A 13,272-nucleotide genomic window follows, 5' to 3' on the forward strand; every position below is an offset into this window, starting at 1 on the left:
AAACGATTATTCATGGCACGCGCAAAGTTTGAAAGAAATAAACCCCACATAAATATTGGTACTGTTGGACACGTTGACCACGGCAAAACTACTTTAACAGCAGCTATTACTATGACATTGGCGGCTATGGGTCAAGCCGTAGCTAAGGGTTACGACCAAATTGATAATGCACCGGAAGAAAAAGCCCGGGGTATTACAATCAATACGGCTCACGTTGAGTATGAAACCGCAAATCGGCACTACGCACACGTAGACTGTCCTGGACACGCTGACTATGTGAAGAACATGATCACAGGTGCGGCGCAAATGGATGGAGGTATCTTGGTAGTTGCGGCTACGGATGGTCCTATGCCCCAAACCCGTGAACACATTCTCTTGGCAAAACAGGTGGGTGTTCCCAGTCTGGTGGTCTTCTTGAACAAAGAAGATTTGATGGATGACCCAGAATTGCTGGAATTGGTAGAACTAGAACTACGAGAACTGCTTTCCAGCTACGATTTTCCTGGTGATGACATCCCCATTATCAAAGGATCAGGTCTACAAGCTCTCGAAGCAATGACTGCTAATCCCAAAACTCAACGGGGTGAAAATCCTTGGGTAGACAAAATCTACGAACTCATGGACGCTGTAGATTCTTACATCCCTACTCCTGAACGGGATATAGACAAACCATTCTTGATGGCGGTAGAAGACGTATTCTCCATCACAGGTCGTGGTACAGTTGCCACTGGTCGGATTGAACGGGGCGTGGTCAAAGTCGGTGATAACGTAGAGTTGGTAGGTATCAGAGATACTCGCGCTACTACCGTGACTGGGATCGAAATGTTCAAGAAGAGTCTTGATGAAGGTCAAGCAGGGGATAATGCGGGTGTACTCCTGCGCGGTATCCAAAAAGCTGATATTGAACGGGGAATGGTAATCGCTAAACCAAAATCAATTACCCCTCATACTCAGTTTGAAGGTGAAGTTTACGTTTTAACTGAAAAAGAAGGTGGACGGAAAACTCCATTTTTCTCTGGCTACCGTCCTCAGTTCTATGTGCGGACAACTGATGTAACTGGTACAATCACAGCGTTTACCGCTGATAATGGTGATGCGGCAGAAATGGTGATGCCCGGAGACCGGATTAAAATGACAGTAGAATTGATCAATGCGATCGCTATTGAACAAGGTATGCGCTTCGCTATTCGTGAAGGTGGCCGGACGATTGGTGCTGGTGTTGTCGCTAAAATCTTGAAATAACACTCACCTTTTTGCTCTCATGACAAAGGAGCGGAGATAAGTAATAAAATCTCTGCTCCTTTCTATTCCCATAAACAATTTTAAATTTTGGATTGGGGATGAAATTTAACATCTGAAATCTAAAATCTAAAGTCTAAAATTTACCGAACCTGGAAAACTAAACATGGCCACTCTACAGCAGCAGAAGATTAGAATTCGTTTGAAGGCATTTGACCGTCGTTTATTAGATACATCTTGCGAGAAGATTGTAGACACAGCTAACCGTACCAACGCGACAGCTATAGGACCTATTCCTTTACCAACAAAACGAAAGATATATTGCGTACTCAGATCACCTCACGTAGATAAAGATTCCCGCGAACACTTTGAAACCCGTACCCATAGACGCATTATTGACATTTATCAGCCTTCCTCTAAAACTATTGATGCACTCATGAAGCTAGATTTGCCTTCTGGTGTGGATATTGAAGTCAAATTGTAAATTTGCCATTGGTCAATAAGATCCCCGACTTTGATCAAAAGTCGGGGATCTATTTTTGTTTTGTGAAAAAATTTATCTTGTGGGGTTTTTCTTTAGCTATCAAACATAATGATAAAATATAAACCAAGTCGGGAAAAATTAGAAAAGAATATAATATTTTAAGAATACAATTTATACTCAACTAACTAACAATGACATCCTCTTCTAAAATTGCAGTTCGTGAACTACCCCTGTTTCCATTACCTGAAGTAGTTCTATTTCCTACCAGACCATTACCCTTGCATATCTTTGAATTTCGCTACCGAATCATGATGAATACCATTTTGGAGAGCGATCGCCGATTTGGGGTATTGATGATTGACCCAGTTAATGGGACAATTGCTAACGTTGGTTGTTGTGCGGAAATTCTTCATTGTCAACGGCTACCTGATGACAGAATGAAACTATTAGCTTTAGGACAGCAAAGGTTTCGTGTTTTAGAATATGTCCGGGAAAAACCTTATCGTGTTGGTTTGGTAGAATGGATTGAAGATCAACCACCAGCTAAGGATTTACGTCCTTTAGCATCTGAGGTAGAACAACTTTTACGGGATGTGGTTCGTCTTTCATCCAAATTAACGGAACAAAATATTGAATTACCGAATGATTTACCAGATTTACCCACAGAATTATCTTATTGGATAGGTAGTAATCTCTATGGTGTGGCCCCAGAACAACAAGCATTACTAGAAATACAGGATACAGTGGCTCGTTTAGAACGAGAAGCGGAAATTCTCACTTCTACTCGTAATCATTTAGCGGCGCGTTCTGTCCTTAAAGATACATTTAGCAATATGGGATAAACTGACCAAATTTTAGAAGTTCGGGATTTGCACAAAGCCTCTAATTTCTATGTTCCAAAATTTGATGGTATTATCCTCGCTAAAGATAAGCAAGATTTTATCTATAGGATAAAAAGCAATATCCAATACATTTGTATTATATAATACTATCGTTTCTATACATTTTCTCGTGGATAGATGCAATATTTTAATTGTATTATCACTATAACAAGTGGCAAAGAGTTGGCCGTCAGGACTAATAGACGTTGCTATGATGGTGTAATTATGTCTGTTAGGTTGCGGTTTATTTTTGGTAATATTTTGTTGCTGTACTATTTTTTCCAAGACTCTGTGCAGCTTATTTTTAGTAACTTTTTCTCCTAAAGCTTGGGATATTTCTCTCCATAATTCCGAAGCAACATCTTTTATGTAACCAAGAGAATGATTGTACGCTAAAGCGATCTCCAGATAATTTCGTCCTAACCAAGATTCACAAAATACAATTTCTTGAATTTTTGTTAGGCTGCCCCGTTTTAATAATTCCTCAACTGCTGAGACTGCTTCTTTACACGATATTTCCTCTTTCTGTGCTTTGTCTGGTAGTACCATGATTACAATTTCCTACTGTCTAAGACTATATCATGGTTATATACATGAGTACAAGGTTTTTTTCTGAAAAAGTTTACGTAAATTTATTTATCAAAAATATCCGACTTTTCCAGACTTTTTCCTACCCTTCATCTTTGTCAAAGGCACTAGAGTAGTAGAGTCTTCATTCAGTAAAGAAGAACGATAAAAACTCTCAGCAATCAAGGAGAAAGACATGACTTACTACTATTGGGGCACAAGTAGTTCTAATTACTTCAATTACACGGGTTCTGATAATCTTTATGCCTCTGGTTATGGCGGTAATGATACTATCTGGGGTAACACTAATAACGATACCATTTATGGAGATGGTGGTAATGATAAGCTTTATGGTTGGAGTGGTAACGATGCCCTTTATGGAGGCACTGGTAACGATTACTTATCTGGGGGAACTGGTAACGATACCTTACAGGGTTCTAGCTCATATGCCTATAACAGTTACGAATATGATACCTTAAATGGTGGTAGTGGCTATGATACATTTGTTTTAGGTACATCAGCCGGAAACTTTTATCAGGGATCTGGTTATGCTACAATAGAAGACTATAATGGTCAGAATGACTATATCCAGCTTAAAGGCAGTGCGAGTTCTTATTATCTTTCTTATGCATCCTTTGGTGTGGGAAGTTCTGCCCTTGACACAGGGATATATCAGAATAATGGAGACTTGATAGGGATAGTTCAAGATAACACCAGTATATCGTTAACAAGCTATTATTTCAGCTTTGTCTAAGAGGTTGTTTGAAAAGTGCGCCTTGCTCAATTAAACATCTCTTTTCCTTTGCGTATTGGCACAAATATGCCAATACGCAAAACATAATTAGTGGAAAACTTTTGAAACATCCTCTAAATAAGTTGGGGTTAAAAATTCAATCCATGCTTCTTTTGTTTTTTGCCATTCCCTTGATTAACCCTCGACTCTAAGGTAAAATGCGATATTTCTCCAAGTTTACCTGTTTTCAATCGTTTTGAAAATCCCCATCGGACAACAACGGAATCAGGTAATAATTTTGTCAGGTTAAATGATGCAGGTAAAAGTCATTTACAACCAGATAATTCTGATTTGATTTCTGAAGTAGAATTAATTACAGAAATAGCCCATCGTTTACATGATGAACATCCGATTAATTGGCGTAAATTGCAAGATACGGTTTATGTTAGAGAATTAATTGCTAAAACTATTCCTGGTTATGAGAAAATAGGTCAAATTGATCAAACTCAGGCAGAATTTACCATTACAGGACGGATTTTTGATGAACCGAAATTTCCCACTTTTGATGGTAAAGCGCGGATGTTTGTCACACCTTTACCATAATTAACTTTACCTGATAAATCAACTTTTGGTGTGGAGGAAAATCAACCAGGAATTGTCTTAATATTGGGAACAGGACGCGGTTATGGACAACATAATACCGTAGTTTATCGCAGTGCAGATAAATATCGCAATATGCCCCATCGTCATTGTATTCTAATGAATAGTTTGGATATCAAAAAAGCAGGATTTCAAGAACATCAACGAGTTACAGTTAAAGGAAGTGGAGGAGAACTAGAGAATATTGAAATTATTTGTGGTGCAATTCGTGAAGGTGTAGCCTTTATGTTTTATCCTGAAGCTAACGTTTTATTGACAGCAGCAATTGATCCTGAAAGTGGCACACCTGCTTATAAAAGAGTTCCGGTTTTTGTGTACTAAATATTATCTCTATTATCTCTTTTACCTCATTAGCTGCTTATTAACCCTACCTACCACCAAAAATTATCCTCACATACCATAATTTACCCTATTTGTCAATAGTACATTAGTTCTACTAGTCAAATTACATTATTTGCTGAATAATTTTTCCCCAATTTAGTCTTTCAAACCACTGCTAATTTGTAAAGTTTTGTATTTTTTTTCAAAATCGATCTCTGAAACGACTATAAATAAAGACTTTTGCAGATCATCTTTTTAGCAGGGTGCAAAATTGACAATAATAACCCAATTATGAAATTCTCAATAATTCTAGCAAATCGCCGAAAGTATTGCAAGCTCGTTGCTAAATAAAAATAATTCTCAATTAATTATTAAGAAAATCTAAAGTTGAATTTTCATCAGTTATGAATATTAAAAGTATTATTGTATTTATATAAATTTTACTTATAAGATACTGTGAGATTTTATGATCACTTCCGTACCAGTAGTCAATTATTTGCTAGAGTATGGGAAAGAGAAAAACCAAAAAAATAACGAAAAATTACCAATTTTTATCATTTGGTAACTGACTGAGATAATCATCCATAATAGCTGGTAATTCTTTTGGTGAATAGGTGTAAGTTAAGAATAAAAATGTCATAGCTGTTGTTATAATTAGCTTTCTATCTAATATCTCTGATAATTGAGAACGGGTATATTTACCATTCATGATTTCTATACTAGCATCAGCGATCGCATCTTCAATTACTTCTTCCTCGATTAAATTTTCCCATTCATCATAATTGACATAATAGGATTTTTTATTTTCTTTCAAGTTGATTTTTTGAATTTCTCTAATTGAATTACGAATACAAGCCATCCAATAATTTGTTAATCGCTGTTCTATTTGATTTTTAATCAAGTGAATGAGTAAAATTTTTAAAAATGATTCTATATTTCTCAATATTGCTTGTTTACTCATTCCTTCTAATTCATCAATAATTGCTAAAGTATCGGCATAATTTCCTTGTAAAATGCTGTTTCTCAGGTCTATTAATTCTTGAGTCATTTTTGTTAACCTCCAGAATGATTCACATACTAATAATAACACAGGTTTTGAGAAAAAAGCATAGGTTTCTGCAAACAAGAACTTACAGCACTTCCCGATGTTATAAGGTACAATAACCCCACCCCCAACCCCCTCCAATATCAAAAGTTTATCCTTTTCTTCCCCCCGCTGCTGGGGGATTGAGGGGGGTGCGAGGAGGGGGCAAATGAAGTACCTCATAAGAGCGGAAACCCCTGTATTATTCTCTTTTCTCTGTGTTCTCTGTGACTCTGTGGTTCGTTTTCAAAAAGAGTTTTGGGATTAACTGGATTGATTTCTAAATTCCCTCGTAACAATTCAGGGAACAGGGAATAGATATTTTTCTGCTCCTTGTCTTCTGCTATAAATTTGCCAATTGTAATAGATCTAAGCCTTGGGTAAAAATATCATCAATGGGTAACATTTCCCCTGCTTCAGTCATAAACTTATGGTCTTTTGTCGCGCGAATAATTGCCCCATTTTCTAATAAATATTCATAGACTTCTTGCTGTCCCCGATGATGCCACTGGGCAATAGGTTGAGTATAAAGTATGCCATTGCTATCAACTGTATACACCCGACACTCAATTTGCTTTTCCACAATTTCCCCAATCTCTAAAAAACCATATTCAACAGTTAAAATTTCTGTATCATAACTTAAACAATATTCGGCAAATTTTAACATATCCCCAAATAAATGTTCAGCAACTTGGGATTTTACACCATTTTTTGCAGAACCATCAATAAAATTTTGCTTTTGTTTCTCCATTTCCGATACTTTCTTTTTCCCCATAGCGCGACGGAGTAAATCAGCTTGTCCTAAACTATAACCAGCCATGTCTTGAGCAATTTTCATAATTTGCTCTTGATAAACCATGATGCCATAGGTTTCATTTAATATCGGTTCTAAAATTTGAGTATCATATTCAATTTCTTCTCGTCCATGTTTCCGATTAATAAATTTAGGAATTAATCCTGCATCTAATGGTCCGGGACGATAAAGTGCGAGAATAGAAGAAATATCTTCAATATTAGAAGGTTTCAAATCTCGGACTATCTGCTTCATTCCTGAAGATTCTAATTGAAATATGCCCTCTAAATCACCTGCTTCTAATAGTGAATAAGCTTTAGCCACATCTTTTGGTAAGGTGGTATGTTCACCTTTAGCTAATATTTTTTGTGCTTTTCTTTCCTGTCCGGTAATTTGATCAGGATCAACACGATATCCTTGACTTTGTTCAATTAAATCAATGGTTTTTTGAATTAGGGTTAAGTTCCGTAAACCCAAAAAGTCCATTTTTAATAATCCCAATGATTCCAAATCTTCCATGAAATATTGGGTAATTACAGAACCGTCATTATTTCGCTGTAGGGGAACAAGTTCGTCTAATGGTTCTGCGGAAATAACCACACCAGCAGCATGAACACCGAAGGTTTTGTTAGTACCTTCAATTCGCATGGCCATATCAATCCAGCGCCGCACGGTGGGGTCATTATCATATTTGGCTTTAAATTCTGGTTCGGGAGTTTCATCGGAAATCATCACTTTCAGTTTTGTCGGTTTACCCCGGACTACAGGAATCATTTTCGCCATTTTGTCAGAATCTCCATAAGGAATATCTAACACTCTAGCGACATCTTTTAACACTGCTTTTGATGTCAGACGGTTAAAAGTAATAATTTGGGCTACTCTCTCAACCCCATATTTTTCAGTGACATATTCAATTACCTGATCTCGTTTATCAATGCAGAAATCTGTATCAATATCCGGCATTGATTTACGTTCGGGATTGAGAAATCTTTCAAATAATAAACCATGATGTACGGGGTCAATATTCGTAATTTTCATGGCATAAGCTACTAAAGAACCTGCCGCAGAACCCCGTCCTGGTCCAACGGGAATATTATTGTCTCTTGCAAATTTAATATAGTCCCAAACTACTAAAAAGTAGGTGGAAAATCCCATTTGCTGAATCATTTTTAATTCATATTCTAATCTTTCTTTATAGACTGGATCTACTTCGTTGCGAGATTTGCGATTTAATCTTTCTAAAAGTCCCAACCATGCAACCTCTTCTGCATAAGTATCTGCTGTATGTCCTGAAGGGATTGTGGGTGTGGGAATTTGTGGATCACCCATGATGTGATAAGGTTCAACTTTATCCGCAATTTCGACCGTTGTGGCGATCGCTTCGGCAATGATATCATCGGCTAAATGGTCACGGAATAGCTGGTGCATTTCCTCGGATGATTTGAGGTATTCTGTGCCGCTGTACCGCATTCTTTTATCTTCGCTAATGAGTTTACCTGTTTGAATACAAAGTAAGGCATCATGGGATTCTACATCAAAACAAGAGATAAAATGGGAGTCGTTTGTGGCGATGAATTTAATGTTTAATTCCCTGGCAATTTTGACGATTTCTACATTCACAATTCGGTCTTCTTGAGAACCATGATCTTGAATTTCTAAATAAAAATCTTCACCAAATACTTCTTTATACCATTTAGCAATTTTCCTGGCTATATCTGGCCGATTACTCAAAATTGCTTGGGGAATTTCTCCTCCTAAACAAGCACTGGTGACTATTAACCCCTCCTTATATTGTTTGAGTAAATCCTTATTAATACAAGGACGGGAAAAAATGCCTTTACCTTGTACTCCTTGCAGGTGAGAAATGGTGGTGATTTTAACTAAATTTTTATAGCCTTGAGTATTTTTTGCTAATACGACTTGATGATATTTAGGACGACGTTCTTGTTTGTCAATTTCACCATTAATGATATACATTTCGTTGCCAATGATTGGCTTAATCGTCTTACTGCGGCAAATTTTGATCAGTTCCACAGCCCCATACATGACACCATGATCTGTGAGGGCGATCGCTTTCATTCCTAATGCGATCGCTCGATCTACCAATTCTGGTAGTTGACTAGCACCATCAAGCAAGCTGTAATCACTGTGAATATGTAAGGGAACAAAGGACATATTAGTATTTGGTAAAGTAAGGGAATTTTAGATTAACAGTGTTTAGTTAATATCTTATGCCGAGAAGGGAGTAATTAACCCACAAATAGAATATTAATCTTTCCTAATTCTAATGATAAAAATTGGTAATTTTTCGTTATTTCTTGGTTTTTTCCTTCCTATACTCTAGCAAATAATTTAGGACTTACGCACGAGTCACAGAATAACGAACCACTCCAGACACAGAAAACACAGAGAAATGAGGACTTGAGGAATATTCTGCATAAGTCCTATAATTGATTCATGGTACGGAAGTGATCATAAAATTTCAAAATTTCACAGTATTAATATAATTAAAACTTATATAAATGCGATAATACTTTTAATATTCATAACTTAGGAAAATTCAACTTTAGATTTTCTTAACAATTAATTAAGAATTATTTCTATTTAATAACGAGCTTGCAATACTTTCGGCGATTTGCTAGAATTATTGAGAATTTCAAAATTGGGGTATTATTGTCAATTTTGCACCCTGATCAAAAGATGATCTGCAAAAGTCTTTATTTATAGTCGTTTCAGAGGTCAATTTTGAAAAAAAGTACAAAACTTTACAAATTAGCAGTGGGTTGAAAGGGTAAATTGGGGAAAAATTATTCAGCAAATAATGTAATTTAACTGGTAGAGCAAATGTACTATTGATAAATCAGGTAACTTGTGGTATGTGAAGATAATTTTGGGTGGTAAGTAGGGTTATTAAGCAGCTAATGTGCTAAAGCCCTGTATATTGCATCAATGAAAGGATAAGTTAACCCTGGCTGGCATAGAGACGTTCCATGAAACGTCTGTACATGGTTTTGGAGATATAGAAACTACACCCAACTAACAATAAAGTCTTGGTGAGTGAGATTTAGTCCAAGGGAAAGTAGCGATCGCAGTCGTTAAACCTTATTTTTTTAGCTATAATATAATACATCTACATTAAATAAATAATCCTGTTAATAAATATTACATTATTCCCCGCCGTGAGGTGGGGGATTTTTTGTGTATAGGACTTACGCACAAGTCACGGAATAATGAACCACGTTCGCGGAGCGTCCCGTCAGGGATAGGAACGAAGAGAACGAAGAAAAGAGGGTTTGAGAGATATTTTGCGTAAGTCCTGGTGTAATTGGATTGGTTTGATTTCAAAATTTCTTAACTCTCTAGATGTATAGGCATTGGAGTCAATTTCTCTAGTAACTTGTAAATTTCTGTCCCAATTTTCTTTTCTGGATAATCTGGATTAGTTAGGTTACATTCACCAAAAACATTGTAGAGCCGAGAATCCCTACCCAGGTCACGTCTCTACAAGGGTTTCAAAGGACGTACATTTAATTGTCACCAGATGTCTATTGAGAATAGGTTTTGATCCCATTTTTGGTGATTCATGGTTGCTCAAATCTCTTTTTTTGGTTTCAGATATTTGTTTTTATTCTTGTTTTCCTTACCTCATTAATTTCCCTCTGTGACAGTTGTGGGTGCGGAATGTGGGTTAAAATCTACCGTAATTTTCTATAACGAGTATGACGGTTTCTTCGACCACGCTTAACAGATGAGCGTGTTTCTAGCTCACTTTTAATTACAGCACCACGATGTTGTAATTCCATTAATTTCTACAGATGTCTATTCAACTACTTGCAAAGGTTTTGTCGTATCTAAATTTTTTTTATTAATTTCTGACCCCATTGGATGACTATTAGTAAGATCTATTGCTGGGACTGATTTGTTTTGTTCCTCATCAGTGCTAGGTTCATGGACAACGAGGCGATCGCAGGGAATGGTATCTGATATAATAGCACTGGCCATCATTCCTGTGTGAATTTCCATTTGTGCTTCTTTAGGAACTTCAAATACTAGTCTTTGTCCGGGGAATACCACCCTTTCAAAGTACCAGTTAGGAATATTGGAGATGCGAGCCACCTGGATCTTACTTGTGGCATTAACGTAGCAGCAGAGAATTTTCCCCGAATGCTCCGGTGGTAGAGGATCTAATATCTGAGCCATAACTAGTGGTAAGCTGATTTACGCCACAATTTTATTTTAGTTATGTCAACCTAACACTGGATGATCCCCTGTTACTGTAACTGCGACTACCATCTGCGATTTTCTGCATTATTTATATCTAAAGTTATATCTAGTTTCTAAAATTTTTGTAAATAAATCTATCTTTTGTTGATCAAATCCGTCATAAATAAGAATATGGCTTTTTATTCTGAATAAAACTGCTGTCAATTCTTCTTAGCTAAGAATTTCAGCCGTTACTTCCTTATCTTCATCCACCTTGGTAAATGTAAATAAGTAGGTGAACGGAAAAAAACCGACATAAGTAACGAAAAGTAAAGTTGCCCAAAACCTCTTCCCTGTCCCCTGTTCCCTGTCCCCTGTTCCCTGTCCCCTGTTCCCTGTCCCCTGTCCCCTGTCCCCTGTTCCCTGTTCCCTGACATCTATCTCCCATGAATCCCAGCAGCAAGTCATTCCTCAATTCATCAACTCAATGTTATGGTGAATGTATATGAAAATTTTGTTCATAAACCGCCTTCTATAATAAGCAAATTTTATGCAGTCCAGTTTTCAGTTTTTTGTGTAACACAAAATAACTGCAATGTCAAGGACAATCCTGATTAAGTCATATAACTTTTGACTTTTGACTCTTGACTCCCGCTGGAACGGTACTAATTTTTCCCTCAACAACGGTAAGCAGTGCAGTTAAACCCAGTATGAACCCAACTAAAATTCTCTATGTTCGTCTTCCCTGTAACCCTATCTTTCCCATTGGGGTTGTCTATCTTTCGGATCATGTTCACAAACTATTTCCCGGTGTAGAACAGCGGATTTTTGACTTAGGTACAGTCCCACCTGTAGATTATACTTCCGCTCTAGACCGGTCTATTGATGAATTTAAACCCACACTATTAGTCTTTTCTTGGCGAGATATTCAAATTTACGCGCCAGTAGGAGGACGAGGCGGAAATCCCCTGCAAAACGCTTTTGAATTTTACTACGCTAAAAACCCATTCATCAAATTACGTGGTGCTTTGGGCGGGTTAAGAATTTTTATAGCTTATTATGTAGAGTTATGGCGTAATCTCGGTTTGGTTAAACGGGGTTTAAAACGCGCCCAAAAATATCAGTCTCAAGCCCGTGTAGTCTTGGGTGGTGGAGCGGTAAGTGTATTCTATGAACAGTTGGGTAAAAGTTTACCTGCGGGAACAATTATTTCTGTGGGTGAGGGAGAAACACTTTTAACAAAACTGCTCAATGGTGAAGATTTCCGCAATGAACGTTGTTATGTTGTGGGAGAAAATGCACCGCGTCCACGCTTAATTCATGAACAACCCACACCTCTAGAAAAAACAGCTTGTAATTACGATTACATTGAGACTATTTGGCCGGAATTTAGTTATTACCTGCAAGAACAAGATTTTTACATTGGTGTGCAAACTAAACGCGGTTGTCCCCATAATTGCTGTTACTGTGTTTATACTGTAGTTGAGGGTAAACAAGTCCGCATTAATCCCAGTGATGAAATTGTGGCAGAAATCCGACAATTATACAATCGTGGTATCCGTAATTTCTGGTTTACAGATGCTCAGTTTATACCTGCACGTAAATTTATTGATGATGCTGTGGAATTACTCCAGAAAATCGTTGATTCCGGGATGTCAGATATTCATTGGGCAGCATACATTAGAGCCGACAACTTAACACCGCAATTGTGTGAGTTGATGGTAAAAACAGGTATGAATTATTTTGAAATCGGTATTACTAGCGGTTCTCAAGAACTAGTCCGCAAAATGCGAATGGGTTACAATTTACGAACTGTTTTGCAGAACTGTCGTGATTTAAAAGCTGCCGGTTTCAATGATGTAGTTTCTGTTAATTATTCCTTTAATGTCATTGATGAACGTCCAGAAACTATTAGGCAAACTATAGCATATCACAGGGAATTAGAACAGATTTTTGGGGTTGATAAAGTTGAACCCGCTATTTTCTTTATTGGACTACAACCCCACACCCATTTAGAGGAATATGCTTTTAAAGAGGATATTCTCAAACCGGGTTATGATCCGATGAGTTTAATGCCTTGGACCGCTAAAAAGCTTTTATGGAATCCTGAACCTCTGGGTTCTTTCTTTGGTGAAGTCTGCTTACAAGCTTGGCGACAAAATCCCAACGATTTTGGACGGGAAGTGATGAATATTTTAGAAGCCAAATTAGGTCGCGCTGATTTGGAAACGGCGCTTTCTGCACCCATACCAGAAAAGCAGTTAGTGTCAATCTAAGTTCAGGTGATTTCTAATCACCGCTATACGG

The 13,272-nt window shown here is 37.3% G+C and carries 11 protein-coding genes and 1 pseudogene; 6 read left to right on the forward strand and 6 right to left on the reverse strand.

The window, feature by feature from the left end:
* The first annotated feature begins 12 nt into the window (after positions 1-12).
* From tuf to H6G25_RS07250, 3 genes are all read left to right on the forward strand, one after another.
* Positions 13-1,242 carry an elongation factor Tu gene (tuf, locus tag H6G25_RS07240; protein ID WP_190391891.1) on the forward strand — a complete coding sequence of 410 codons (1,230 nt, stop codon included), beginning with the start codon at positions 13-15 and terminating at the stop codon, positions 1,240-1,242.
* Between the two features lie 163 nt (positions 1,243-1,405).
* On the forward strand, positions 1,406-1,723 hold the full coding sequence (rpsJ, locus tag H6G25_RS07245) for a 30S ribosomal protein S10 (protein ID WP_015113498.1): 318 nt from the start codon (positions 1,406-1,408) through the stop codon (positions 1,721-1,723).
* A 191-nt stretch (positions 1,724-1,914) separates the two neighbouring features.
* Entirely contained in the window at positions 1,915-2,565 is a 651-nt protein-coding gene (locus H6G25_RS07250; RefSeq protein ID WP_028085096.1) for an LON peptidase substrate-binding domain-containing protein, read from the forward strand.
* 12 nt (positions 2,566-2,577) lie between these two features.
* Here the strand turns inward: H6G25_RS07250 and H6G25_RS07255 are convergent, their stop codons facing one another.
* Positions 2,578-3,153 carry a hypothetical protein gene (locus H6G25_RS07255; RefSeq protein WP_190391892.1) on the reverse strand — a complete coding sequence of 192 codons (576 nt, stop codon included), beginning with the start codon at positions 3,151-3,153 and terminating at the stop codon, positions 2,578-2,580.
* A 214-nt stretch (positions 3,154-3,367) separates the two neighbouring features.
* Here H6G25_RS07255 and H6G25_RS07260 point away from each other — a divergent pair, with 214 nt between their 5' ends.
* A complete protein-coding gene (locus H6G25_RS07260; RefSeq protein ID WP_190391893.1) occupies positions 3,368-3,925 on the forward strand; it encodes a calcium-binding protein in 558 nt (185 codons plus the stop codon).
* A 216-nt stretch (positions 3,926-4,141) separates the two neighbouring features.
* Positions 4,142-4,885: pseudogene (locus H6G25_RS07265) on the forward strand (molybdopterin dinucleotide binding domain-containing protein); the annotation flags it as partial.
* A gap of 541 nt (positions 4,886-5,426) precedes the next feature.
* Here the strand turns inward: H6G25_RS07265 and H6G25_RS07270 are convergent.
* The 5 genes from H6G25_RS07270 to H6G25_RS07290 all read right to left on the reverse strand — a co-directional run bounded on the left by H6G25_RS07270 (position 5,427) and on the right by H6G25_RS07290 (position 11,433).
* Positions 5,427-5,933: a hypothetical protein gene (locus tag H6G25_RS07270; protein WP_190391894.1), complete on the reverse strand. Its 507-nt coding sequence runs from the start codon at positions 5,931-5,933 to the stop codon at positions 5,427-5,429.
* A gap of 379 nt (positions 5,934-6,312) precedes the next feature.
* Entirely contained in the window at positions 6,313-8,937 is a 2,625-nt protein-coding gene (locus tag H6G25_RS07275) for a DNA polymerase III subunit alpha (protein WP_190391895.1), read from the reverse strand.
* 1,520 nt (positions 8,938-10,457) lie between these two features.
* Positions 10,458-10,565, reverse strand: a complete 108-nt coding sequence (locus tag H6G25_RS07280) for an RRXRR domain-containing protein (protein ID WP_190391896.1) — start codon at positions 10,563-10,565, stop codon at positions 10,458-10,460.
* A 16-nt stretch (positions 10,566-10,581) separates the two neighbouring features.
* Entirely contained in the window at positions 10,582-10,962 is a 381-nt protein-coding gene (locus tag H6G25_RS07285) for a DUF1830 domain-containing protein (protein WP_190391897.1), read from the reverse strand.
* Positions 10,963-11,196: 234 nt separating this feature from the next.
* Positions 11,197-11,433 (reverse strand): hypothetical protein, encoded by a 237-nt coding sequence (locus H6G25_RS07290; protein WP_190391898.1) that lies wholly within the window; start codon positions 11,431-11,433, stop codon positions 11,197-11,199.
* Positions 11,434-11,675: 242 nt separating this feature from the next.
* Here H6G25_RS07290 and H6G25_RS07295 point away from each other — a divergent pair, with 242 nt between their 5' ends.
* Complete coding sequence (locus H6G25_RS07295; RefSeq protein ID WP_190391899.1) at positions 11,676-13,241, forward strand: photosystem II high light acclimation radical SAM protein; 1,566 nt, start codon at positions 11,676-11,678, stop codon at positions 13,239-13,241.
* Positions 13,242-13,272 lie beyond the last annotated feature (31 nt).

Origin of the sequence: Dolichospermum sp. FACHB-1091 (assembly GCF_014697585.1) — a bacterium.
Classification (GTDB): Bacteria; Cyanobacteriota; Cyanobacteriia; order Cyanobacteriales; family Nostocaceae; genus Dolichospermum.